Here is a 25,518-nt window from a genome sequence, read left to right as displayed (position 1 = left end):
AGTTCTCAGGATGGGGGACAATAACATGGCATTCTTTCACAGCTTTACAGATTCAATAAAGCAAAAGTGGTTGCAATTTTTCCAGAATAATCGAGACTGGATTACCCTCCACATGGAAGTGGAATCGGTGTACACCCCTGATGGCGGGAAGCGACCACCTTCTTACCTCATCCTGGGAGTTCTTAACGCCCTAGAGCCAAAGCTAGCGCAGTTAATGCTGCCCTTTGCCAAACTTAATCCTGATGCCGATACCCTAATTGAGGTGCTGGATTTGCATTTTGACCCAGATTTAGCTCTCGGTAATCGCTTCGTCGTCAGCCCAGATGTAGAGAAATACGTAGAAGAAGCAGCAGATGTCATTGATGAAAAGCCTGAAGATGAAACATTGACACACGCTCATACAAATGGCTTTGCGGCGGTGGCGGTAGTTGAAGAGTTCGCAATGGTGGATTCTGAGGATGAAAGCCTGGGAATCAGCGAGTTGGAAGAAACGGAAAATGGCTTTGGCGATATTTCCTTAACCAACGGACACAACTCAAAAGATGAGTCTCTCCAAAACTCTATAGAAGCAGATGAGTTTGGGGAAATTGCCTTCGATACAACAGCTGCAACGGAAGTAAAGCTGGATGAAGACGAAGACGAGGCGCTTGGAGATACTCCACTAGATGAGAATGCGTTTAAAGACGTGTTATCAGATGTCTGGGGTGATGAAACAGCTTTACAAAAGGCTGAAGAAAATAACGATTTTTTGGGGGAAGAACTGCCAGCAGGCGTTTTTGATGAATCAGAAATTGCCCGCCTCTTCCCCAACGCTTAATTATTGCCGTTCTTCGCAATTTTAAGTTTTAGATTTGGGACTTCGGCTTACTTCGGCTCCGCTCGGCACAAGTCGCTCAGTCGAACGGTTTTGGATAAGGAATTAGGGAAATTGTCGTTAGACAGAGGATACTTTTGTTGTCTCAGCCTTCAATCCAAAATTATCAATCTAAAATCTGAAATTGGTTGAACTGCCATTAAATATAAAGGGGAGAAAAAACCAAAATGACTGTCGCTCAACAACCAGAAGCTTTAAGCTTTGAATGTGAAACTGGGAATTACCATACCTTTTGCCCAATTAGCTGCGTGGCTTGGTTATACCAAAAAATTGAAGATAGCTTCTTTTTGGTGATTGGGACAAAAACTTGTGGCTACTTCCTGCAAAACGCGATGGGGGTGATGATTTTTGCTGAACCCCGCTATGCAATGGCAGAGTTGGAAGAAGGCGATATTTCCGCACAATTGAGTGATTATGAAGAGTTAAAGCGGTTGTGCTTGCAGATTAAACGCGATCGCAATCCTAGTGTAATTGTCTGGATTGGCACTTGCACCACCGAAATTATCAAAACAGATTTGGAAGGTTTAGCACCGAAGCTAGAATCTGAAATTGGGATTCCCATCGTTGTAGCGCGGGCAAACGGTCTAGATTACGCCTTCACCCAAGGGGAAGACACCGTATTAGCTGCTATGGCTAACCGTTGTCCTGATAAGTCTCCGGTGGCGGAAACAGAGAAGAGTGAACGCAATGCGATCGCTAAATTGCTCAACTTTGGTAAAAAGAAAGAAGATGTCGCCCAAGATGAGTCTGAGTATGTAGATCATCCACCACTGGTTCTTTTTGGCTCTCTTCCCGACCCCGTAGTGACTCAGTTAACCTTGGAACTGAAAAAACAAGGCATCAAAGTTTCCGGCTGGCTACCCGCGAAGCGCTTCACAGAATTGCCAGTACTGGAAGAAGGGTATTATGTCGCTGGTGTCAACCCCTTCCTCAGCCGCACAGCTACCACCTTAATGCGCCGCCGCAAGTGTAAACTCATTGGCGCACCCTTCCCCATTGGCCCCGATGGCACCCGCGCTTGGATTGAGAAAATCTGCTCGGTGTTTGGTATTACTCCCAAGGGTTTGGATGAACGGGAAGCACAAATTTGGGCAGGTTTGGAAGATTACGTGAAACTGATTCGCGGTAAGTCTGTATTCTTCATGGGTGATAACTTGCTGGAAATTTCTCAAGCTAGATTCTTAATCCGTTGTGGGATGACAGTTCACGAAATCGGCATTCCCTACATGGATAAGCGCTATCAAGCTGCTGAGTTGGCATTGCTGGAGAAAACTTGCCAGGAAATGAATTCACCCCTGCCAAGGATTGTAGAGAAGCCGGATAATTACAATCAACTTCAGCGAATTTATGAGTTGAAACCAGATTTGGTAATTACTGGTATGGCGCACGCTAACCCATTGGAAGCACGCGGTATTAATACAAAGTGGTCTGTAGAGTTCACTTTTGCTCAAATTCACGGCTTTACGAATGCGCGTGACATGTTAGAGTTGGTGACTCGTCCGTTGCGTCGGAATAATAATTTGAAAGATTTGGGTTGGGATAAGTTGGTGAGAGAAGAAGCGAAGATTTAGATTTAGGTTTGGATTGAGCAACAGCATATAATTAAGGCGAACCCAAAAAGTTCGCCTTTTTTGTCTCACAAAGGCGCAAAGGAAGAGCGCCTAAAAATAGTTACAATCAAGTAGATATAGCTAAATCATAACTTAGAGAAAATTTAACCATTAGAGTTAATTATGCTTAAGCTCAATCCACAAAAGCTACCATTTCTAGAGTCTATTGGTTGGCAGCTAAAAAATGTATATCAAATGAGTGAGAAAGAAATTATTCAATTGTATCAACGCAATTGGCATCATCAAACTACCTTCAAAAATTTAAAACAAGAAGAAAAGGATTTTGTTCATTATTTAGCAAAAAAATATAACTCCTGGATATTACCGGATTTTGAAATGTTTCATCTCGATCATCATAATAATATACTTAAAATCCTTAATGCTTTCAATCCAGAAGTTTTCAAAAAAGCTTCTGCATACTTTGGCGGTGGTACACTCTTGGCGTTAGAATATGATGAATATAGGCTTAGTAAAGATATTGATTTCCTCTTCCCTTATGGAACTGAAAATTACAGATATTTAAGAAATTTGATTTGCGATGAGGGAATTGTAGCATTATTTCAAAGTACAACAGATATCGAATTAGGTGAAAGTACAATAAATCAATATGGTATTCGTTTCCTTGTTGTAGTCAATCAAACAACTATTAAAGTAGAAATTGTAGCCAATGGGATTTTTACTTTAGACTCTCCTGTTTATCCAGAATGGACAAAAATACCTTGTCTGAGTATAAGCGATAGATTTACATCAAAACTAATGGCTAATGCTGACCGATGGAACGATTCAAGTACACAATCTAGAGATTTGATTGACTTAGCAATATTGCGTGTAAATAACGAAATCCCCGCAGGTGCGATCGCTAAAGCTGAAGAAAGCTACGAAGTAAAAAAGCCATTAGTTAAAGCCATTACTAATTTTACTGAAAAAGAAATATATAGAGATAAATGTTTTCATGAGTTAAACATACCTGAAGAAAAATTTCCAATAATAATGGATGGGATAAATTGGCTTCTTGCTGACTTTGAATCTATGAATTAAAGGAATTTAAAATGTAATCATCATTAGTAAACGAGCGAGATTTATTATTATTGATATGGGTGATGGAATTCTTTTAAAGCCTAAGAAACCTTTTCCAGAAACTAAATTAGATGATGTAGCAGGCTGTTTAAAATATCAAGTAAAACCTAAAACTCTTGAGGATATGGATAATGTAATTCGCCAAGGTATAGAGGAATCGTGATTTAAAAGTAGAAAACTGGCTCAAACCTGATTAAAAAGCTAACAAGTTTCTATCCCCTAACTCCAGAACTCACCATGACTCAAAAAACCTATCAACTCCCCCTAACCTTCGAGCAAATTCTTAATCTTGTCTTACAACTTCCCGCACAAGAACAAGAACAACTTATTCAAGAAATAAAGAAAACCTCTTCAAATAATAAAGATGAAGATTTACTTAGTGTTTTTGACAGAATCGGCAGAAATGCTCAAGCTAAAGGATTAACCGAAGAAACTCTAGAAGAATTACTCGCCGATGAGTCATAAACTAATTGTCATTGACACAAATGTTTTACTTAGTGCTGCTCTAAGTCCTAATGGAACAGCCCGTAAAGCCTTAGATAAAGTCTATAAAGAATTCAAAATTGCTCAAAGCGATGAAACTTATCAAGAATTAAACACACGAATTTACAAACGTAAGTTCGATAAATATATCTCAGATGAAGACCGACAAGATTTTTTGGACATAATTAAAAAGTACAGTTAATTTATAGAAATAAAATCTCAAATAAACACCTGTAGAGATCCAGATGACAACAAATTTTTAGAACTTGCTAAAGATGCCAATGCAGAATTTTTAATTACGGGAGATCAAGACCTTTTATCACTCAAGACACTAGCCGAATATCAAAACAAGATTATTACTCTCAGAGACTTTGTTGACCTTGATTAATTCATATTTAATCCTGTAATTAGTTCAGATGGAAGGCTGTAACTCTAAAGGTTCGGATGGAATTATATACATTAATTCTGCACCTTCTGGTTTAATTTCTGTAGACGGAGTTAATTTAAGCCAGTCATGAAAGCTGATTCCTAATTGGGATATGGCTTGCAATTCTGTTTGGTAAGATTCAAAGCGGCGATTAGTTTCAATCATAGATTCCATTACTTCAAATACTTGGGGAAGACGTTTATAAGCTTCTTGCTTCAAATCATCCTGACTCGGCCCAAACCAACCGGCTTGAACCTCAACGCGAGTTAAAATTGCCGCTGGTAGCGAATCTAACCATTTGTTAGGGTCTTGCGCCATTTTAAACAAATTCTCCCGTTGCAGATCAAACACAGCATTCTCATCTAAAGTTGGGTCAATCCATTGGTAAATTCGTGTTAGTCTTCGCAAATCAATCTGATCTTTGAACTGAGGTTGTAAATATGCTCCTGGGTTAGAAGTTAGCAAAAGATCAACATATTTTTGAATACGAGAACGGATAACTCTAGCCCCTTCTTGGAAGCGGCGAAGTGCTGTATCATGTTCCTCTAATTCTAAATAGCAACGTGCTTCAGCTAGGTAAGCTAAAGATAAAGTTAACAAATACTCATCGGCAATTTGGCTTTTTTGCTCAATTTCGATATCTGTATATTCAGTATAAATATGCTCTGCTTCTAAGAAACGATTAATAGCTTGCAAGGCGCTGCTTCTACGATTTTCAGGTTTAACCATCGTAAAGGCATTAATTGCTAACTCAATTGCAGCACGAAAATTAGCATAGAAACTAAGGTCTATTTTGCGGTTGACTTTGCTCAATAGTTCTTCCGCTTGTTTTAGGCGTTTTTCTAGCTCATTAAGGCGCTGTGCTATTACAGCAAACCCCATTACCGAAACACCTAGATTAAGTACGCTAGCAGCAGTAGTTACTTGCAAAAAACCTTGAGTGAATTGTAGATTCTCCCCAATTTCCCCTAACTGATTTTCAATCCCAGCTAAACGTCCATTGACATCGGCGAAGCCTTTCCCAGAAATAGCCGCATTAGCAACTGTTCCAATCAGATTTACCCCTGAAACAGCTATATTATCTAAACTTGTTTGTTCAACTCCACCCAAGCGTCCACTGACATCAGCTAATCCTTGTCTTGTAGCAGCAGCATTTGCCCCAGAAGCAACAAGATTTGCACCAGAGAAAGCAAGGTTGAGTAAATTGTTAGGGGAAGAACTTAGTGCTGAAATTGGAGAATTATTGGATTCTCTTAACCAAGTAACAATATGTTTGCTTGTTGCGTTTATAATTACACCTCCAACCCTTACTAAAGTTCCATCTTGCAGCCCTTTGGCAATCCAATTAGCAAGTGTAAAAGTTACTGTCAATGGTATAGTCATAATCTTCTCTTGATTGCTAAAATATCTACACTTTACTCAGTATTCCCCCATTGATATGTTGTCTAACAATTCAGCTAATACTAATGCGAGTTCAATTCTGTCTAATCGCGATCGCTCTTTTTAACGAACCATCCACGCCAACAAAGAAAAGCGATCACCAAAATATCATCTGATTCATCTACAGTTACAATAAAGTAGTAAAGATAGGAGTAAATATGTATGTTTACTGGAATTAAACAAAAGGCTATTGTAGGCAAAGATGGCAAGATTGAACTTTCAGCAACCGAACTAGCAGAAGGAACAATCGTAGAAGTTATTGTGCTAGTTGAACCATCAACTGAAGAGGATGAAACTACTTATCTTTTAAAATCAGAGGTTAATAAAAAACATCTGCTCAAAGCTTTGGAGAATGTAGAAAAAGGAAACCTAATTTATGTAGATTTAGATGAATATGAAAAAAATTACCTTTGAACCAGAAGCTTTTGAACAATTAGGTCAGTGGGCAACAGAAGACAAGAAAATTTTCAAAAAAATATTGGAACTGATTAGAGATATACAAAGAGATCCTTTTGCAGGGATAGGAAAGCCAGAACCATTAAAATATGAACTACAAGGTTACTGGTCAAGGCGGATCACAGATGAACATAGATTAGTTTACAAAGTGCAAGAAGATTTATTGATTATTTTGACTTGCAAATATCATTATGAGCAATAAAGATTATTAAGGCTGGGATCTTATTTTAGTTAAAGCGATCGCTCTTTTTAACCAGAAGATGCAGAGCGATCGCAGATACAATCATAAGTAAAAGGCAAGCTGGTAGAAAATGGCTGAAATTATCACCTTTTAACTAACTAACAGCAAAATCTGTATATTTACGCACAGATGGCAACTGAAAACCTAAAACAATATCCTCTTTTGGGACACCTAATTCGACCAATTCATTCGCAATCCCTACCTCTGTCCCATCTTGCTGAATCCAGATTTTTTCGTCAATAATATCTAGATGCAGAACAGGCCCATATATACGGTCTTGCTCGTGCCAACCTACATAAACTAATTGATAATGATCGTGTTCTGTATCATAAATTATCTGTGCTTGAATGCGATTATCCCAAACAATACTAGCGTGTTGTTGAAGTAAATTCTTAATATATTGTCGATATTCGTCTAGCTTTGCCATTGGTCTATTACCTCCTGTTCAATATTATAAATTACTAAACAGAGTTGATTAATTTGAATAACAGATTGGATAAATGGAAGTAGAAAAAACTCATTGTAAACAGTACTAGGAACGGCTAAATATAAAGTGCGATTGGCTTCTTTTTTTTGTAAAGCAATTCGATAAATAATAAATTGTCCTAATGCAGCATAAAGTTCTGTAATTTTTGAAGGACTCAAAAAACTTTTAATTTCAACAGCTATTTTTTGTCCTTGTTTTTCGGCTGCAATAATTTTTTCTGCTCCTAAATCAATATATAGCTCAAGGGTTCCCGCCTGGAGAGTATAAGGATCATGAGTGATTAACCACCCTTCTTTCTCAAGTGCTGTTTTGACAACTGTATGAAAAGCATCTTTAGCAGACACGGGTTTAATTCCAATTTATAGTGGTGCTTGATTTAAGAATTTCCATTTTGTTGATACACTGACAACCTAGCGAAACTTTTTTTAACTAAATTTAATATAGTTCTGTCTCTTCTCGCCTGTCTACTTACTCCAGATGCAGAGGAGAAGAGGATTGAATGAACCGCAGATGAAAGAGCGATCGCCCCATCCCCCACCAACTTAGATAAAATCACTATGGTGCTAGTTAACCCTCCCTAAATCTAATGAAAAGCGATCGCTCCCTTTCCCAACTCTCTCTTCAACGTCCTGAACTACTCGCGCCAGCAGGTAATTGGGAATGTGCTAAAGCTGCTGTGGAAAATGGGGCAGATGCGATTTACTTCGGTTTGGATCGGTTTAACGCCAGAATGCGGGCACAAAACTTTACTGAGGCGGACTTACCCCAATTGATGACATTCCTGCACCGTCGGGGCGTAAAGGGTTATGTCACAGTCAACACACTCATATTTCCCAAAGAACTAGCAGAAGCACAGCAATATCTCCGCACAATTATTGCATCTGGTGTGGATGCAGCGATCGTTCAAGATATCGGTATATGCCGTCTCATCCGTCAACTTTCGCCCGATTTTCCCATCCATGCTTCCACGCAAATGACGATTACCAGTGCGGCTGGGGTGGAATTTGCCAAATCTCTTGGTTGTCAATTGGTGGTGCTGGCGCGTGAATGTTCTCTCAAAGAAATCAATAAAATACAGCAGCAGATTGCCCAACAGGAAACGTCGCTGCCCTTAGAAGTTTTTGTTCACGGTGCTTTGTGCGTAGCGTATTCTGGCCAGTGTTTGACTAGTGAGGCTTTAGGTGGACGTTCTGCTAACCGAGGTGAATGTGCCCAAGCTTGCCGGATGCCCTACGATTTAATCGCCGATGGGGAAGTTGTAAATTTAAAAGAGCGCAAATATTTACTCAGTCCTCAAGACCTAGCAGGGTTAGATGTTTTGCCGGATTTGGTGAAATCAGGAGTAACTTGTCTCAAGATTGAAGGTCGTCTGAAAGCTCCAGAGTATGTTGCTAATGTCACCCGTGTTTATCGGCAAGCTTTGGATGGAGTGATGAAGGAGATCCCCCCTAGCCCCCCTTCAAAAGGGGGGGACATAGCCCTTGTTAAGGGGGGTTGGGGGGATCTTCCGCTTAATCAACAACGGGCAACAGATCAAGAACATTACAACCTAGAAATGGCATTTTCTCGCGGACTCTACACAGGCTGGTTTGGTGGGATTAATAATCAGGAACTAGTTCACGCCCGCTTTGGTAAAAAACGTGGGGTTTATTTAGGTGAAGTCAGCCGCATTCACAACGAAGAGGTAACAGTCAAATTGGAAGCGCCTGTAAAACCAGGGGATGGAATTGTATTTGACTGCGGTCATCCAGAGGCGAAGGAAGAAGGTGGCCGAGTTTATGGGGTGGTTTCCAAAGGTAAGGAAAGTGTGCTGACCTTTGGTCGAAATGACTTGAACCTGCGCCGAGTGCATATAGGCGATCGCATTTGGAAAACCAGCGATCCAGAACTTGATAAGCAAGTGCGGCAGAGTTTTGCAGGCGAGAACCCCCAATTTCAGCGTCCGATTGACTTGGAGATTTATGGAGAAATTGGTCAGGCGTTGATTGCGATCGCCCGCGATCAACTCGGTAATATTGTACAGGTAGAATCTGCAATTTCTCTGGTGGAAGCGCACACCAAACCCTTAGATACAGACCGTTTACAAGAACAATTCGGTCGTCTCGGTAATACACCTTTCTGTTTAGGAACACTAACTAACCACCTCAATGGTGCTATTATGCTACCCGTAAGTGAGTTGAACCGGATGCGGCGGGAAATCGTAGCACAGTTGGAAGAATTGCGAAGTCAACCTAAACGCTGGCAATTACATTCTGATGTCTCTTTCCAAAATTTACTCCCCTCATCTCCCACCCTGCGGGAAGCTAAAGCTACATCCTCTTCACTCATAGTCTTGGTACGAAATCTCAAGCAACTGCAAGCCGCTCTCAAAGCTGGTATTGAAACACTGTATTGTGAATTTGAAGACCCACGTGCCTACCAAGAAGCGGTGCAAATGGTGCGCCAACAACAGCAACAAAACAAAGTAGAAAATTCTTCACTTTTAACTCATAACTCAGCACTCCTAACTCCTAACTCCCAACTCCCCACAATTTGGGTTGCACCACCCCGAATTACTAAACCGGGGGAAAATTGGATTTTGCAGCAAGTACGTGCCTCGGAAGCAGATGGCTATCTGATACGGAACTATGACCAATTGCAATTCTTTGCAGCAGACCGTTGTATTGGAGATTTTTCGCTCAACGTTGCTAATCCCTTAACAGCAGACTACTTTCAGCAACACTTTGGTTTAGAACGGCTGACGGCATCTTATGACCTGAATATTACCCAACTTCAAGATTTACTCACCAGTTGTCCACCCCAGTGGTTTGAGGTGACAATCCATCAGCATATACCGATGTTTCACATGGAGCATTGTGTATTTTGTGCCTTTCTATCGACAGGTACAGACTACACTAACTGTGGACGACCTTGTGAAAAGCAGGAAGTCAAATTGCGCGATCGCGTTGGTAGCGAACACGTCCTCAAAGCCGATGTAGGTTGCCGCAACACTGTATTTAACGGCACTGCTCAAACCGGAGCAGAGTATGTACAGCGCCTCATAGAACTGGGATTACGTCAGTTTCGCATCGAGTTTGTGAATGAAACACCAGAACAAGTGAGTAAAACCATACATTGCTACAGTCAACTACTGCAAGGCGAGATTACAGGTTCCCAACTCTGGCGCGAGTTGAAACTGCAAAATCAGCTAGGTGTAACTCGTGGCCCTATGGGAGTGCCTGCATTGCGTTCATAATTGATTTTGCGATCGCCCAGCTTGAAAAATCTGTTTGGCAGTCAAGTTTAATTCTGGGAATGTAGGGGATATGATACGGTCATTTCCCCAAAACAGGTTAACTTGATACTCACCATCCACCAAATAATAAACCGAAATAGTCGGTTGTTTGGGATTACCTATATACCTTCTACCGCCTAAAGCTAAATAGTCAACAATCCAGTATTCAGGAACGCCAAAAGTTTCGTAGTCAACCAGCTTATGTGCATAATCATCTTTCCAATTAGTGCTGACGACTTCAATAACTAGGGGAACCGATGCAGCTTGAGTAACAGTTGAGGACTTTTTCCACATCGGTTCTGCTGAAAGATTATTTTGATTTATCACTATCACATCAGGCGAATAACCTGATTCTTTGTCAGGAACCTTGACTAATGCTTGCTTGGGTATGAGGTATGGGAGTTTTAATCGTTTGAACTCTAAAGTTACTTCGCCCGCTAAAAAACCATTAATCTCTTCATGATCTCCTACTGGCTGCATTTCAACAATTACCCCATCATGTAGTTCATAGCGTCCGCCGTCTGGCTTCCAATTGAGGAATTCTTCAAAAGCGATCGTTTTTGGTAAGGCTTGAAACATCACACTTACTCCTGATGATGATTTAGAGTTTAGCAAATTACTTGGTATTGCTCACTTGACCCTTAGATCCCCGACTTCTTTAAGAATTCGGGGATCTAAATCGACATAAAACCTCGCTAGATAAAGCTAAAACGAGTAATCAGGAAGATTTTACAAAATTTTGTATCTATTTTGGTAACAACGTCAATTCAGGTGAATGAAACAGATTTTAAAGATGGTAACTATAATGATGATTGGGCTTTCATCGTACTAGATAAACCCATTGGTGAAGATTACGGTTATTTAGGATGGAAATCACTTTCCCCTGAGACTCTCATTAAGGACAAGGAAAAATACGTTTTCGTTGGTTACTCTGGTGATTTCCCCAATTCTCCGCAATATAGCGCATTGAAAGCAGGCCCAGGTATGACGGCTGGAGTCCACCCTGGATGTAGTATTACTGGAGAAGAAGATGGATTATTGAAGCATGATTGTGACACTACGGGCGGTTCTTCTGGTGGGCCAATCATTGCTTGGATTAATCAAAAGCCTTATATTGTAGCTCTCAATAATATGGAAGTTAAAACTCGTGCCAATGGAACACCTTTGTTTAATTTGGCAGTAAAAATTTCTCGTATTGAGCAAGTATTAAATGGACAATAGCACCTGCTAATTTGCAAAACTCCAATTACCGACTTATCTAAAAGGTCGGTAATCTTACTTTTCAGGAATAATATATAGCTGCAATATATAATTTTTTTTCTATAATCATTAGGCTATCGTCAATCTAAAGCACATCTTAATGATAAGCAAGTCAACAATCTATAATTTTACAGTTTATGAATAATATTTCGACAAGCAATAATTGGGATACTTCCCTTTACGAAGATAAACACGCCTTTGTCTGGCAATATGGCGAAGAATTACTGAAATTACTCAACCCTCAGCCAGGAGAATCCATTTTGGATCTTGGCTGTGGTACGGGACAACTAACAGAAAAAATTGCCCAAGCTGGTGCTGAAGTAAGGGGAGTTGATTATGCACCTGAGATGATTGAAAAGGCAAGACAAAACTATCCCCATATCCGTTTTGATGTAGCTGATGCTAGAAACTTTCAAGTAGATAAGCCATTGGATGCTGTATTTTCCAACGCTGTACTACATTGGGTGAAAGAAGCAGATAACGCGATCGCTTCCATCCATAAATCCCTAAAACCCGGAGGTCGTTTTGTGGCAGAATTTGGTGGTAAAGGGAATATAAAGGCGATCGCCACAGCTTTATATAGTGCTTTAGAGTCCATTGGTATCCTTCAAGCACAAGTAGAAAATCCTTGGTATTACCCCAGCATTGGTGAATACGCCAGCCTCTTAGAGCATCAAGGCTTTGATGTCATTTATGCTATCCTGTTTCGTCGCCCAACTCCCCTAGCAGAAGGAGAAGCTGGCATAGCAAACTGGATTAAAATGTTCGCCAGTCCATTCTTAGCCGGACTTTCACCTGAGCAACAAATACAAATAATTCCCGTCGTCGAGGAATATCTGAAGCCAACACTATATCAACAAGGAACTTGGACAGCAGATTATCGAAGAATTCGTATAGTTGCCATTAAACTTTAGATTGTGCCCTAATTACGAATTATGAATTACGAATTACGAATTAGTATCAGTTATGCATATACCTAAATTGTGCGATGCCTGCGGCGGGCTGCGCCAACGCCAGATATCGTTTTCATTACTAGTAAGCATTACCCTCACCGCTTTACTAGTACTGCCCACACTAGCGCAAACTCGTTCAATACCATCACCTTCTAGTGCGCCTTTAGAACTAGACTTATTGACCAAGCCAAAAGACTATATAATCACAGCTACCACCATTCATCCAGAACGATTAACCGTTCCCAGCTTATGGTGGGCACAACAAAACTCCGAGAAAAAGCTATTAGATAATTGGATAGCATATCCAACTTCTGGCAAAGAACCTGCACGAGTAGACTTGATCGTGAATCAGCAAATTTGGAGTTTACTAGAGTATGTAGAGCGCTACGACTTCGTAAATCGCTTGGGTAGCGCTGCACGGAACTTTGGTTACAACGTCCGGGTATTTAATTATCAAAAAGAACCCTTGGCAACCTACACTTGCAACTTTAGTACAAGTCCAGCTTTATGCAGTATCCAAACCACTATTAATAACAAGATAGGGTTACAGCGTTCTTTTTAGGGACTGGAGATGCAGGGGAGCAGAGGAAAAGAAGTTGCATTTTCCCCTCTGCCCCTCCGCACCTCTGCCTCTTCTGCCCAATTCCCAATTAACCCTTAATTTTGGCGAATAAAGACTCGTATTGTTTTATTGCTGATGGAGGTAAGGGAAGTAAAAATTCACTTTTATCGAAAACTTTGCGATCGCTCTCTAACAAACTCCATAATGGTTCTTGGATATCGGAAGCGGAAATATTTGTAGAAATTGGCGAATTAGTTTTAGTCAGCACCGAAATTTGTTTAGCTGTGCTTGCTTGCCAACAAAAATCAATCCATTGATCTGATAAACTATCCTTAGTAATCCCTGCGGGACGTACCCATAAGTCCGCCCAGATTGCTGTTCCTGACTGGGGGATAACTGCGGCAAGCTGCGGATAACGTCCCAGAACAGGCAATACATCGCTTGACCAACCAACTGCTAGCCAAGTGTCTTCCATAATTAGAGGTTCCAAATAGTTATTGGAACTGTAAAATTTCACCTGTTGGTTTAATATCTGTAATTCCTTTTCCAAGTCTGGTACTTGGTCAAGATTGCCTGTATTATAAGATTTGCCTAGCTTTTTTAAGACCAAACCAATAACTTCTCGTGGTTGATTGAGTAGGGAAATACGCTGCTGCATTCCATCTCGCCACAAATCACTCCAATCTTTGGGTGTCCATCCCAATTTTCGCAACTTGTCACGGTTATAAACAATTACCGTGCTACCCCATCGGTAAGGCGCACCCCACACCTTCCCTTGAGTATCCAAAATACCCTGGTCGTTGCGCGTTACCAGTTGTTTCCACCTTTCGTCTAAAGTAGACCACTGTTTTAATTGGTTTCCCTGTACTTCTTGGAGTGGTTGAATCAACTTCTGTTCAATAGCTGCTTGTAGCCAGTAATCTCCCAATGTCACTAGGTCTGTGTCAGCGGCTTTTTGACCTTGCCTAAAGGGTATAAAACGACTCCATCCCTGCTCATCGCTAGTCTTTGGTTTCTGCTGCCAATTTTGTAATTGGTGAAATAAATCCTGTATATGCTCAACTGGAGCAAACTTTAACTGTACCTGTTGCTGCAAACCTTTGTGGAATTGATTCACCACCTGACCAGGTATAGAACCCTTTAATAACTGTACTTTTAGTTGCGTTTGCTTGTTTCCACCACAGCCAAAAAGCAGTTGTGAAAGCGCCAGTGTGCTTGTACCTAGCAAAAAAGACCGTCGATCCATTGATTTTGGATTTTGAGATTTTTGATTATACCTAATATTAAGCAGAGATTCACCAGTGACTGACTAGCTGAAAAAGTGGATCTGGAGAATTATCGGTATTTTTTCTTGATAATCCGGGTAATTTTGAATATTTGGCTCAAATTAGCGATTTTTTGTCAAATCCCTACCTAAAGATTAATTTTTATCCATAAATTTACTTGGTGGTACTTATAGTGAAACCTTACTTGTATTGAGAAGTAATGATTTAAATGTCACATTTCCAGCAAAAATTATCAATACTTAAATAATCCATAAGTATCGTTAAGGTTGAGAGTAAATTGAATAACATAGAGAAAATGTACGAATAAAGGTATTAAATGGAGCTATTACAGCAGCAGATCCTGACTTTAAGCCAAAAGCTGGATGACCTGTGCCAAGTAATTGAGCAGCTTGATAGTAAAGTCACTCAAACTTTCTCAGAGTGTTCTTTAGCGAATACACAAGCAAAGGATAATAGCCAACAAAATGGCGCAGCTGGAGGCTACCAGTTTAAAGGACGTAACAATTTAAATCCAGAAATGGAACACAAGGATGTGTTGACAGATGGCATTTATCTAGACATGCATCGTCAAGCTGGAGATAATATAACACCAGAAATTCAAATACAACGACTGACAGCGCAGTTAACAGCAGCGTACAATCGCATTGCTGCCTTAGAAGAACAATTACTTAGAGAGAGAATTCATTAATTTAGCCTGAGTTCAACGAATAAAAAAATAGATTGAGGTAGGTAAGACAAACCTTTAGGTTCAATATCGAGTGATGGTTTTATGAGCATATACTTAAATGCAAGTAAGTAATCCAGCCATCAAATTGATAAAAAAGTTAAACACACTATTACATATCTTTACGTAATAGTGTGATCTATCTACCCATAGGTTTTTAGTCTATACCTCACTATGAAACAAAAAAAACAACCCTAAGACTGGTGTAGTTAGGGTATTGTCTGGTTTAAAAACTAAGATTTTCTTATTAATCTGTATTTTTCTCATTAGTGTTTTTGGCATCTTGTTATCAAATTGGTTGATGACAAGCCAGACAACTTTCGCAAAAATTGACTTTTTGCAACCTGCTCCTACTCAACCGCTATTGTAAATAAGGGATTCAATCCCAATTGATGAAACGGCAGAAATTTACGGAGATTTCAAGTCGGAAATTCTTAAAAGATTTGCAGCCAAAAAAAGAGTAAACGCAAAACAAAAAAGATTGTCATAAAGCTGTTGAAATACATAAATCTCAAAATGAAATAATTAAATTACAGAGGGTACAAATTTTATTCAAAAGCTTATGTGAGACATAGCTTGTTTCAGAACTCATATTTTTCTGAGTCTACCAATCCGACGCTTTTATCTAGTACTATCTTTATGTTTTAGTTCCAGAAAATCTTTAGTTACTCTAACTATAGAATCTCCATTTATATAATTGGAAGTATAATTGGGCGTTAATGGTAGATAATCACCCGATTCTAGTACTAGAATAACCCGAAAAAAGTATTCACCTATACTAGTATCAATCCGTTCAAGCTTAACATCAGTAATTTCGCTCAAAGAATATTGAAAAACTGTTTTTCCTAACGTTCCAAACCACCTGTAACGACTAAGCTTTACAGTATTTGTTTCTTTATCAAAATTACAAGTGATAAATAAACCTAGTGACGCTACTAGCAACGCTAATATTCCACAGAATACAGTAATCATGACAGAAATGTAACCAGTAAAAGTCTCATCAAGCATAACCTCTAAATTCTTCTCTATAGGGGTTTTCAAAAAATCATTAATTCTTAATACTATTGATTGCAATTCTTCAAGGTTCAATTTCGGGTATCCTGCGCGTGAAAAAGGAAAACTATCTCTATCATTTAATAGTAAAATGTTATATTTATAATACTTAGCCTGACCATCAGTATCAATCTGAGTTTCCAATTTAGCCTCTAGTAACTCAGAAACTAGCGTTTGACTCTGTTCTCGACCTAACCAATTATTTTTTGTTAACTTACACATTACTGTTAAAGTATTTTGTCCTGCACTCAAATCAATATTTGAAGTAGATATATTGTTTGGATAACGATTGCAGACAAGCCGTGTAATAGGTGTAAATACAATAGTCGCAAATAAAAATAGAACAAATAATTGACTAAAAAATATTCCTACACCTAAAAATACTTTTGGTCGAATAATAAAAATAAGTTTAGTTGATGTTTGCTCTGAGACTTTTAGAGGATTAGCTAGAGTCAAATAACATCCAGCACCTAAGTTAATTGCTAACAGGATGGCAACTAATAAAACAGTCATTTTATTTGTAGCTCCAGAACCGCTTTAGCAGATAGAAATATTACGCGTTTACCAATTAGATAATAAACCAAGAAAGAATAACCTCAACTACTCTTCTGTGCATAGCGCCATCGAATATGCCAGCATTAATGAGATGCTGCACTTAGTCGTTCAAGTTGGGCTTCAATGGCTGCCAAAAGTTGGTGTTGCTGCCAATCTTGGCTAAGATGGGCGGCTATGCAAGCGGCTCCAGCGCCCATACCTTCTTTGACAAAACCCTGCTCATAAGCTCTCAGTTGGGGATAACGAGAATCAGCAAAGCTCAGATGAGTTGCTAATAAGGGAGGGGTTCTCCCACTCGGAGTTAAGCTGTTTTTTCCTAAGTTGAGTGCTAAGTCAACTGTAGCGCCAGTAGGATCTTCAGCCACCCAGCGGGTTGTGCCTACAACTACTGCTTCTGGTTGCCATGATAAGCTGTAAGCTTGAGCGATCGCACTCATCAACGCATAAACCGCCAGCATTTGCGTCCCTCCAGCCAGCATTACACCACAACTACGGCTAGCAGCGATCGCCATCCCAGCTACCACCACTTGCATCGGATCGCCCACGGCGGCTACGAGTTGTAGCGGATCTACAGAATTTTGGATTTTAGATACTTCTCTACGAGAGGCTGCGCCAACGACTTCGCTCAGTACAAGTTTTGGATTTTGGATTTGAGATTGGAAGTTTATCTCCCCCTGCTCCCCCTGCCTCCCCTGCTCCCTGCTCCCCTTCATCTTCTCCAGTCCAGCTTGCACTAGTGCCCACTTTTGCGCGTGGTTACAAACAGGATGGCTACTGTTAACTTTTCCGGCAGCATCTATACCCAAACCAGTTAAGATTGCTAGGGCAGTTGTAGTACCTCCGACGACGCACTCACCGAGAATCAAATACCCTTGTTGAATATTGGCGGCTAGGCGTTCTCCCCAAAGTAGCCCTTGTTCAAACAAGTGATGTACCGTTGTGATTTCCATCGCAGCACCTCCACTTAAACACTGAGCAGGAGCGCCACCCAAATCAATTACTGGTACAGCAGGAGCTTGGGGTAAACCAGCATTAAATAAATGAATTGGTATCTTTAGTGACTCAAATACAGCGCGAGAAATCAGCACAGGTGAAGCTCCAGCCGCCAATGGAGGTAGGGGATATTGGGCTTTATGTTCTGGCCCGTAATACAAAAACTCAGCATCGGCACAAGCTGTATATTTCCGATCCTCTGGAGTGCGACCAGCTGCTGAAATCCCTGGAATTAAACCAGTTTCAGTAAATCCTAAAATACAAGCAAATACGGGTAGACAACCACGATACCTTCGCAGCCATTGTTCACCCTGTTCTTTTTGAGTATAAATACTAATTTGGGAATTGGGCATGGGGCATTGGTTATTAGTTAGGACTGATCGTTTAACCAATGACAAATGACAAATGACAAATAACTATCCTTCATAATCCATGAGAACTTGTACCCAGTGTGGTGGGCGGGGGATCGGGTTGCCCAGACGGTCAAAAAGCAACCATGCTGCCAGGTGTACCACAAAAAGGTAGATAAAGTTGTTGAGTAAAATTAAAGCGATCGCTCCCACTTGAATCAAAAATACACTGGGACTCGCCAACAAACTCAAGTTAAAAAATACCCACTCAATGAACTCAGTCACCTGGGTAATCACATAAATCCATAGGTCTTCACCCGACAAAACAGACAGCAACCACAGCCTAAAAAAGACTCCTAAAGTACCCAATAGCGTACCCAAGGTAATAGAAACAATCCAGGGAAGACGACGACGACACCACGTAGCGCCCAAAAGAACGCCCATGAACCCGTAGGGCATGACAAACAGCAAACTACGGGCTGGCCCCATCAGTACCGTCAGCAGCAACCCAGAGGTGAGTGCCGCCATCCATGCCGCACGTTTGCCCCAACGCAGATAGACTAGAGCGATCGGCACTGGAAAAAATATCCGCAAAACTGGGCCTAAAGGAAAGTAAAAATTAATAAACCAAATTAAGCTAGCTGTACTGGCTAAAAATGCCGTTTCCACCATCCTCAAGGGCGCATCAGCTTTGATTTGAGGAGGCATTAACTGCTGTTCTTTATCTAACCAATGATTCTGAGGAGTTGGAGATTCAGAGGATGGATCTTCCTCCGGTTCATCTGGGAGAGAATCTAAAATACTCATATCTGACAAGTTTTTAAACGATCATTCTTTCTAAGGCTGACAAATCGGGAATACAAATAGTGTCTTGATCCCGTTTAATCAAGCCTTTTTTTTCTAGCCTTGTCAATACTCGTGTCACCGTTTCCCGCGCCAGTCCGCTCAAACTACTCAATTCCCGATGAGGTAAATTGGGGATTTCGGTTCCAGTTTGCCCTTTTTTTCCTTGTCCTTCTGCCAAAAATAACAACGTATCTGCTACCCTTGACTGGCTATCAGATTCCCGCAACCGCAATCGGCGATTGACTTGCCGCAAACGTCGTGCCATGAGTTGCGCCAATCGAACTCCCGCCAAGGGTTCTATCTGAAGTAATTTGACAAAATCCTGAGCAGGCATACTACCAATTACCGTTGGGGCCAAGGTAATTACATCTGTGGATCGAGGTGCTTCATCTAGCGCCGCCATTTCACCAAACAATTCACCTTTGCCAATAATATTCAGCGTTACCTCTTTTCCTTCCAGATTGTAGGTGCGAATTTTTACCCATCCGTCCATAATAAAATACACAGAACCACCCCAGTCATTTTCCAGTAGAATCACCTGATTGGCTGGGTGAGTGCGCGTAACAAGATGGGTGAGGGCTGATTCCACAGCAGTTTCTGGCAACCCTTGAAAAAAGGGAGCGGAGGCGATCATCCAGGAATTAGCCTGTGCTTGCAAGCTATATCGATCTTCCATTACGACATCTTTAATTCAAGCTGCTATGTACACACAAAAAACAGGAGTGCCATTTGTAGCCTAAGCTATCATTGCACAGCTCCCTTTCAAAGAAAAAACTAAACTATGCTACACAAGAAAGCGACAAGAAGTTTTTCTAAATAATCTTTACCTATAAGTTTAAACGGGGTAAAAGTTTTGCAAAAAGTAGTTTATAGCCTGCGGTTGTATTGCTTAGGGGCTAGCTGTACTGCAAACTTGATTAGTTATGAATATAGGCAAACAACATTAATGATACTAAAGGGAGTAAATTATTGCTCAGGTATTTTAGCTATTTTAAAAAATAGGCGACCAATGATATGCAAAATTAAGCTTTTCGAGCAAAGGCTGTCTGAAGAGGACAAGGAGAGGGGGAGACAAGGAGACAAGGGGATGGGGAGGCAAAGAGAAACTTTTTTCCTTGTTTTCTTCGATGATTGAAGATTGCCACGACTCCCAGTAATCCATAACATAATGACAGTCACAAGTCCAAGCAGCGGCTCTTGCCACTCAAAACTTCTTCTATGGTGACACTGCGCGTAGCAATATCCCTACAGGGGTACGGTGATTGTAAAGTAATTGTTCACATGATTTGACATAGATTTATATATAAGGTAGAAAAGTGACTTTTAGTACAGATGAAATTCAAAAGCTGATCGCAGACATTGACAACTTACTTGCCAGCGGTGGCAAGCGCCTGTCTAGATTTCTGTCTGGTCAGGCACAAGAGCCTAAAGAAGTTTTAGAGCGAATTCGCGACTTCTTGGTGAGGTTACAAGAAAAAGAAGCATTAGAGAGGGGCATCCCAAATCAGTCTTCTGAAGAACGGCAAGCGCCTTTGTTAACAAAATTTATCGATCGCGATCGTAACCAGTATCCGCTACCGCAGCTCGAACCCAGTCAGGAACAGAGTACTGTTGGCGTAGGACAATTAAATAATGAATTTTCGAGATTGATTCAGCCGTTGCGATCGGAATTAGAATTGCTTTTGCAAGAGCGAGCCACTCTTATACAAGAAATTCGGCAACTAGAGCAAAAGCGTTTGCAAAACTACTCCTTAGCGCAGCAGTTGACAAACCAGGAACAAATGATTACCGAGTTTTTACAGGTACTCATGAGTCGCCTTGTGCCGACTTTAACACCACTGATTGGACAGACGAGGGAAAATTCCGCCAGTTCTTTAGGAGGAATTAATTACGCAACCTCTGCAACTCAATCTTTATTAGAATCCTCTGACGATGTGGAGCGCTTAACCCAGCTAGCTAGGGAGTTAGATCAACGCCTATTATCACTAGATGGGACGGTGAATGTAGTCTTTGAAGCACTACAACGCAATATTAATACTTATTACGAATCCCTGTCGCAAGCACTGGCAAGAATGCATAGCAAGGGGATGCAAGGCGAACAGCTGATGGCCAGCTTTGTCAACAATTTGACCCAGCATTTGCAACAAGAATCCCCTAGTTTGCAGTCATCTTTGCTGGGAGGAGAATCTGAGACACTACCATCATTGGCTGAACCAGCCGAGATTGCAGCTGGAGTTGCGCCCCAATCCTTGGAGCTTATACAGCCAGAAACTTCATCTCCACTCACAATTGAGCAACAGGAAACTACCCTCACAGAGGATCTGGATGCAGTGCTGTTGCAGCTTGGCGTAGACTCATCTGAATATTCTCAAACCCCGACCGAATTACCGGAAGATATTTCTGCGGCAATTGGTGATGAAGTAGACCAACTTTACGCCAGTTTGTTTGATGCTGGTGATGTTAATAATCTCAGCCTCGATGTTCCCATCAATGACTTATCCGCTTCTACAGCCTCTGCATCTCCGTTGAACATTGCACAGGCTCCACCTGTCTCTCCAATTGTGGATTCTGCGGTTGTAACACCAGATACGGGTTTTTCAATCCAAGAGACTTTAGGAGAAACTACAAATTCATCAGAGCCACAGGAAGAACTATTTTTTGAAGAAGATAATGACCTAGATTCACCTCTTAGCTTCTCTACTCCACAAATAGACAGTTTGCCACAAATCGGCACTCAGCCAGCCAGCGTTGATACAATTAATACCCTAACTGACTTACTACCTGATGCCGATAGTGAACTGCAATTGCTGGAAGTCTCATCTTCTGTGGATAATGCCACAACTACAGCAACTGACCTATTACCTGATACAGATAGCGAACTGCAATTACTGGAAGTATCATCTTTTGTGGATGATGCCACAACCACACCACCAGTGACTCCAGAAGTAGCAGAAATTGCGTTGGTAGAGCCTACTGTTCCCGAAGCGTCTGTCTACGACACGCTGCACGAACGCAGCGAAGATATCGCCACATCGGAAGTATTGATTAACAACGATCGCTCCGAACTGTTTTCAGATAACTACATTGCTGCTTCACCCCAAGAAAACTTACTTTCTATTGAGTCAAACCAGTCTCCAGCCGTACCAGATATTTCTTTAGATGAAGAACAGTTGCAGCAATTAGATCGGGATTTGGCTAATTTCGATCGGCAGCTAAATTCTGAGTCGCAGCCAGATCGCAACTTGGATGTTTTCTCGGAACTACTTGATAACATTCAAGACACAATCCCCACAACTTCCCCTGAAAATCCCCAAATAGTAGAGAATACATCAATTGCTGCTTTCTCCAGTTTGGCAGTTCCCCAGATAGAAACTGAAAAAAAAAAGGAAGTCACAACTCCTGTTCCAGAAAGTTCTTTACCTCCAATTGCCAACTCTATAAATAATCCAGAAGTTTCGTCCAATATTTTAGAATCAGTCTGGTATTTAGGAATTGATTTAGGTACAACAGGAATTTCCGCCGCATTATTAAATCGCTCGACTTTTGTTGTACATCCTATCTACTGGTCAGCAGAAAATCCGCCGGGAACAACTTCCTTTCAGCAATCATTTCGTTTACCAACAGAGGTTTATCTGCCTACAGCTTCTGTACCTCACGGTGAAAACGAAACTATCGAAGCACATGAGCAGACAGCACCTGCGGCTGTTGCCCAAGATAAAGCACCCGATCGCTCGGCTACTACTCCTGCAACACCAAGATCGACAGCAGATCCGACGAAAAATAATCTCTACTCGGCGCAGTTGAAGCCCTATCTACAAGTAGCCATTCCCTACAAGAGCGAACGACAGAAATGGGAACCTGTTTTGCAATTAAATGAATTTTCGGCAGGGCCTTTGATTTGGGTTGTGCGATCGCTCTCTAAGTTACTATTAACCCTCAAATCCGAAAAAACAAGTACCACCCCTAGTTTAATGGCTGCCGCTGTTGGGATCGGCAAACAAGATTTTCCCCAGATTATTAATAATATTGCTGGTGTAATTTGTACCTGTCCATCTAGCTGGTCGGAACAATACCGCTTTAACGTGCGGGAAGCTTTACTCACTAGCAAACTTATTCAACATCCGCAGCAAGTCTTTTTTGTTGAAGAAGCGATCGCTAGTTTACTCCCGGAACTCGATGCTGTTAATGGTGAGCAAGTAAAACTAAGCGATGCTCAAGGTTCTCATCCGCTAAAAACCAGCGAACATCCCATTGTTGGCAACACCCTGGTGATTAACATTGGGACAACTGCCACAGAAATGTTGCTGGTGAATCTACCAGAAACCTTGCAGCAATTGACATACAGTGATTTCATGCTCCACAGTTTTGCTTATGCTGGCAAGGGTATTGAACAAGATATAATTTGCCAACTGCTATTGCCACCGAAATCTCGGCAATCACGCCTAGAAACACCAAGCAATAGCAAAACTACCACGAGTAATCCTTGGCAATGGCAACCGTCAATTCCCGGTTTAGACCAAATGCGTTGGCAGACTTTAGGGTTGGAAGAATTAGAACTACCTAGAGTCGGAGAACCAGATATCACCGCTCGCATTCGTCTCCAGCAGCGTCTAGAAAGTTCTCTACTGGGACAGGCGGTATTAGATGCGGCATTAGCCCTAAAGCTGATTTTGCAACACCAAGACTCTTTTACCCTGGAATTAGCCGATCAGCGCTGGGTTTTGCAACGACGAGATTTAGAAAGCCAGGTATTTATCCCCTTTGTGCGCCGTCTGAACCGAGAACTTAACAAGTTATTGGTAGCTCGTGGCATCCCCACAGAAGCTATTAATCAAGCTATCCTGACTGGGGGAGTGGCTTGTATTGGAACGGTGAACCGCTGGTTACGGCAAAAACTTCCCAGCACTAAAATTATTCAAGATTTATATCTCGGCGAAAACGGCGCTCCCAATTGCAGTCGGGTTGCTTACGGTTTGGCGATGCTGCCTCTGCATCCCCAGATTTTAGACATACCCAGGCAACAATACACTGATTATTTCTTGTTTACAGAATTGTTGCGATTGCTACCAGACCGTCCTTTATCTTTCGGTGAAGTTATCCAGTTATTTGAGAATCGTGGGATCAATACTCGTATTTGTCAGCAACGGCTGCTGGCTTTTTTGGAAGGTGAACTGCCTTCCGGTTTAATACCTTCAGTGACAGAATCAACCTGGCTTACCCAGAGTTCGCAAGAAAATCCTGACTATCAGGCGATCGCCACAGCACCACTTTTTGAAAAACAAGGAAGTCTCACTTATCGTCCCAATTCTCAACAATTGTTGTCTTTGCGTCGCTATCTAGATGCAATTAAGGCTAGTAATCAGCAATCACTAGAGGAACCATATACGGTGAATTTTGCCTTAGAGGTCGAGCGTTGAGACTAGTACCGCAAGGCGGAATTAAAAATTAAAAATTAAAAATTAAAAATGAATCCAGCATAAGGGTTTTGTTGATTTAGAATGATTGGTTTATTTCCGCCGTGTTGTACTAGTAGATTGCGCTAGAAATAAGAATACTACTCAAAATTCCAAATGCTCATAACATAAGCATTTGGAATTTTGCGAATTACTACTAGTACTTCAGCACAGTAATTTTTGGGATATGTACGATAGTAGTATCTTTTTATTAGTTTTTATTAGATGGATAAAATACCGTAATTTTACAATCTATCACTTGAATTGAAAGATTCTGTAAATTTTTGGTTTTTGGTTTTTACATCGGCTAAAATTTGTGTATATTAACACTCGGTAGTAACGACAACAGTAGTAAAAATCGCCCAACAATCATGTCTATGTCTACACTACTAATGTAAAACTTCCTGTTATAAAACTAAGTTAGCCCTTGTGAATAATCTTTATCTTTATTCAGTTAATTGTTTGCAACAGCCTTCACACCCGTCAACATTAAGCGTGAGAAAACGATTAATTGACATTGTTGGAGCAATTGTGGGGCTGATTGTTACATTTATGATAGCAATTCCCGTAGCAATTGCTACCTTTATTCATGAGCCAAGTCCAATATTTTATTCCCAAATTCGCTGTGGTTTAAACGGAAAAACTTTCCGCATCTGGAAATTCCGCTCCATGATCGTCGATGCTGATAAACTCAAGCATTTGGTTGAGAACCAAGCCAAAGGTCACATTTTTAAATCTGTGGACGATCCTCGCATTACTCCTGTTGGTAAATTTTTGCGGCGTACTAGCTTGGATGAATTCCCTCAATTTTGGAATGTTCTGATCGGGGACATGAGTTTAGTTGGTACTCGTCCACCTACTCCTGATGAAGTCAGTAATTACGATCCACACCACTGGGATAGATTGCGAGTCAAACCAGGCATTACCGGAGAATGGCAAGCTAATGGGCGTTCCAGTATTACAGACTTTGAAACCATTGTGAAAATGGATATGGATTATCAACGCAAATGGTCTGTAACTTATGACCTGAGTCTGATTATTAAAACTATCTGGGTGGTATTTAAAAAGACTGGTGCTTATTAGACCTCTTGCACGAATGCAAAACTAGCCCCCA

Annotated in this window: 22 protein-coding genes and 2 pseudogenes; 15 read left to right on the top strand and 9 right to left on the bottom strand. The window is 41.0% G+C overall.

The annotated features are described in order from the left end of the window. Positions 1–25: 25 nt before the first annotated feature. From ACM0OX_RS17350 to ACM0OX_RS17325, 6 genes and pseudogenes are all read left to right on the top strand, one after another. A complete protein-coding gene (locus tag ACM0OX_RS17350; RefSeq protein WP_414516339.1) occupies positions 26–817 on the top strand; it encodes a DUF5331 domain-containing protein in 792 nt (263 codons plus the stop codon). Positions 818–1,041: 224 nt separating this feature from the next. Beyond that, positions 1,042–2,445 carry a ferredoxin:protochlorophyllide reductase (ATP-dependent) subunit N gene (locus ACM0OX_RS17345; protein ID WP_334835425.1) on the top strand — a complete coding sequence of 468 codons (1,404 nt, stop codon included), beginning with the start codon at positions 1,042–1,044 and terminating at the stop codon, positions 2,443–2,445. Positions 2,446–2,607: 162 nt separating this feature from the next. Continuing rightward, positions 2,608–3,522: a nucleotidyl transferase AbiEii/AbiGii toxin family protein gene (locus ACM0OX_RS17340; protein ID WP_414516338.1), complete on the top strand. Its 915-nt coding sequence runs from the start codon at positions 2,608–2,610 to the stop codon at positions 3,520–3,522. A 43-nt stretch (positions 3,523–3,565) separates the two neighbouring features. Further along, a pseudogene (locus ACM0OX_RS17335) lies at positions 3,566–3,724 on the top strand (AbrB family transcriptional regulator); the annotation flags it as partial. A gap of 74 nt (positions 3,725–3,798) precedes the next feature. After that, positions 3,799–4,026 carry a hypothetical protein gene (locus ACM0OX_RS17330; RefSeq protein ID WP_094328416.1) on the top strand — a complete coding sequence of 76 codons (228 nt, stop codon included), beginning with the start codon at positions 3,799–3,801 and terminating at the stop codon, positions 4,024–4,026. After that, a pseudogene (locus ACM0OX_RS17325) lies at positions 4,016–4,432 on the top strand (putative toxin-antitoxin system toxin component, PIN family). Before ACM0OX_RS17330 ends, ACM0OX_RS17325 begins: the two are co-directional and overlap by 11 nt. Positions 4,433–4,456: 24 nt before the next feature. Here the strand turns inward: ACM0OX_RS17325 and ACM0OX_RS17320 are convergent. Beyond that, a complete protein-coding gene (locus tag ACM0OX_RS17320) occupies positions 4,457–5,854 on the bottom strand; it encodes a hypothetical protein (RefSeq protein ID WP_414516337.1) in 1,398 nt (465 codons plus the stop codon). A gap of 219 nt (positions 5,855–6,073) precedes the next feature. Here ACM0OX_RS17320 and ACM0OX_RS17315 point away from each other — a divergent pair, with 219 nt between their 5' ends. Together ACM0OX_RS17315 and ACM0OX_RS17310 are read left to right on the top strand one after the other, a co-directional pair. Beyond that, positions 6,074–6,325 carry a hypothetical protein gene (locus ACM0OX_RS17315; RefSeq protein ID WP_334900981.1) on the top strand — a complete coding sequence of 84 codons (252 nt, stop codon included), beginning with the start codon at positions 6,074–6,076 and terminating at the stop codon, positions 6,323–6,325. Continuing rightward, on the top strand, positions 6,306–6,569 hold the full coding sequence (locus tag ACM0OX_RS17310) for a Txe/YoeB family addiction module toxin (RefSeq protein WP_334700662.1): 264 nt from the start codon (positions 6,306–6,308) through the stop codon (positions 6,567–6,569). Before ACM0OX_RS17315 ends, ACM0OX_RS17310 begins: the two co-directional genes overlap by 20 nt. 133 nt (positions 6,570–6,702) lie before the next feature. On the opposite strand, the gene ACM0OX_RS17305 is transcribed toward ACM0OX_RS17310, so the two are convergent. Together ACM0OX_RS17305 and ACM0OX_RS17300 are read right to left on the bottom strand one after the other, a co-directional pair. Beyond that, positions 6,703–7,035 (bottom strand): XisI protein, encoded by a 333-nt coding sequence (locus tag ACM0OX_RS17305; protein ID WP_414516336.1) that lies wholly within the window; start codon positions 7,033–7,035, stop codon positions 6,703–6,705. Then, positions 7,023–7,439, bottom strand: a complete 417-nt coding sequence (locus tag ACM0OX_RS17300; RefSeq protein WP_414516335.1) for an element excision factor XisH family protein — start codon at positions 7,437–7,439, stop codon at positions 7,023–7,025. Before ACM0OX_RS17300 ends, ACM0OX_RS17305 begins: the two co-directional genes overlap by 13 nt. Before the next feature lie 242 nt (positions 7,440–7,681). Between ACM0OX_RS17300 and ACM0OX_RS17295 the strand changes: the two genes are divergently transcribed. After that, a complete protein-coding gene (locus ACM0OX_RS17295; RefSeq protein WP_414516334.1) occupies positions 7,682–10,330 on the top strand; it encodes a DUF3656 domain-containing U32 family peptidase in 2,649 nt (882 codons plus the stop codon). Here the strand turns inward: ACM0OX_RS17295 and ACM0OX_RS17290 are convergent. Further along, positions 10,325–10,948 (bottom strand): Uma2 family endonuclease, encoded by a 624-nt coding sequence (locus ACM0OX_RS17290; RefSeq protein ID WP_414516333.1) that lies wholly within the window; start codon positions 10,946–10,948, stop codon positions 10,325–10,327. The genes ACM0OX_RS17295 and ACM0OX_RS17290 overlap by 6 nt on opposite strands. Before the next feature lie 171 nt (positions 10,949–11,119). Between ACM0OX_RS17290 and ACM0OX_RS17285 the strand changes: the two genes are divergently transcribed. From ACM0OX_RS17285 to ACM0OX_RS17275, 3 genes are all read left to right on the top strand, one after another. Beyond that, complete coding sequence (locus tag ACM0OX_RS17285) at positions 11,120–11,590, top strand: trypsin-like serine peptidase (RefSeq protein ID WP_414516332.1); 471 nt, start codon at positions 11,120–11,122, stop codon at positions 11,588–11,590. Positions 11,591–11,766: 176 nt separating this feature from the next. After that, positions 11,767–12,543 (top strand): class I SAM-dependent methyltransferase, encoded by a 777-nt coding sequence (locus tag ACM0OX_RS17280; RefSeq protein WP_414516331.1) that lies wholly within the window; start codon positions 11,767–11,769, stop codon positions 12,541–12,543. A 52-nt stretch (positions 12,544–12,595) separates the two neighbouring features. Beyond that, entirely contained in the window at positions 12,596–13,144 is a 549-nt protein-coding gene (locus ACM0OX_RS17275; protein ID WP_414516330.1) for a hypothetical protein, read from the top strand. Between the two features lie 88 nt (positions 13,145–13,232). Here ACM0OX_RS17275 and ACM0OX_RS17270 read toward each other — a convergent pair whose 3' ends face one another. Then, positions 13,233–14,390: an extracellular solute-binding protein gene (locus ACM0OX_RS17270; protein ID WP_414516329.1), complete on the bottom strand. Its 1,158-nt coding sequence runs from the start codon at positions 14,388–14,390 to the stop codon at positions 13,233–13,235. 356 nt (positions 14,391–14,746) lie between these two features. Between ACM0OX_RS17270 and ACM0OX_RS17265 the strand changes: the two genes are divergently transcribed. Then, entirely contained in the window at positions 14,747–15,118 is a 372-nt protein-coding gene (locus ACM0OX_RS17265) for a hypothetical protein (RefSeq protein WP_335201361.1), read from the top strand. 657 nt (positions 15,119–15,775) lie between these two features. On the opposite strand, the gene ACM0OX_RS17260 is transcribed toward ACM0OX_RS17265, so the two are convergent. The 4 genes from ACM0OX_RS17260 to ACM0OX_RS17245 all read right to left on the bottom strand — a co-directional run bounded on the left by ACM0OX_RS17260 (position 15,776) and on the right by ACM0OX_RS17245 (position 19,627). Further along, positions 15,776–16,720: a hypothetical protein gene (locus tag ACM0OX_RS17260; protein WP_414516328.1), complete on the bottom strand. Its 945-nt coding sequence runs from the start codon at positions 16,718–16,720 to the stop codon at positions 15,776–15,778. A 125-nt stretch (positions 16,721–16,845) separates the two neighbouring features. Then, positions 16,846–18,108, bottom strand: a complete 1,263-nt coding sequence (locus ACM0OX_RS17255; RefSeq protein ID WP_414516327.1) for a nicotinate-nucleotide--dimethylbenzimidazole phosphoribosyltransferase — start codon at positions 18,106–18,108, stop codon at positions 16,846–16,848. A 63-nt stretch (positions 18,109–18,171) separates the two neighbouring features. After that, entirely contained in the window at positions 18,172–18,912 is a 741-nt protein-coding gene (locus ACM0OX_RS17250; protein WP_414516326.1) for a DUF2232 domain-containing protein, read from the bottom strand. Between the two features lie 13 nt (positions 18,913–18,925). After that, complete coding sequence (locus tag ACM0OX_RS17245; protein ID WP_094349203.1) at positions 18,926–19,627, bottom strand: Crp/Fnr family transcriptional regulator; 702 nt, start codon at positions 19,625–19,627, stop codon at positions 18,926–18,928. Between the two features lie 640 nt (positions 19,628–20,267). Here ACM0OX_RS17245 and ACM0OX_RS17240 point away from each other — a divergent pair. Together ACM0OX_RS17240 and ACM0OX_RS17235 are read left to right on the top strand one after the other, a co-directional pair. After that, the gene (locus ACM0OX_RS17240) at positions 20,268–24,368 is read left to right on the top strand and encodes a hypothetical protein (protein ID WP_414516325.1); all 4,101 of its coding nucleotides are present in this window, start codon (positions 20,268–20,270) and stop codon (positions 24,366–24,368) included. A 465-nt stretch (positions 24,369–24,833) separates the two neighbouring features. Further along, positions 24,834–25,487 (top strand): sugar transferase, encoded by a 654-nt coding sequence (locus tag ACM0OX_RS17235; protein ID WP_335201369.1) that lies wholly within the window; start codon positions 24,834–24,836, stop codon positions 25,485–25,487. The last annotated feature ends 31 nt before the right edge of the window (positions 25,488–25,518 follow it).

The organism is Nostoc sp. PCC 9305 (genome assembly GCF_963920915.1).
In the GTDB taxonomy this organism is placed as follows: Bacteria; Cyanobacteriota; Cyanobacteriia; order Cyanobacteriales; family Nostocaceae; genus Nostoc.
The sequence above is the reverse complement of the archived record's forward strand: the minus strand, read 5'-3'. Positions and strand labels throughout refer to the sequence as shown.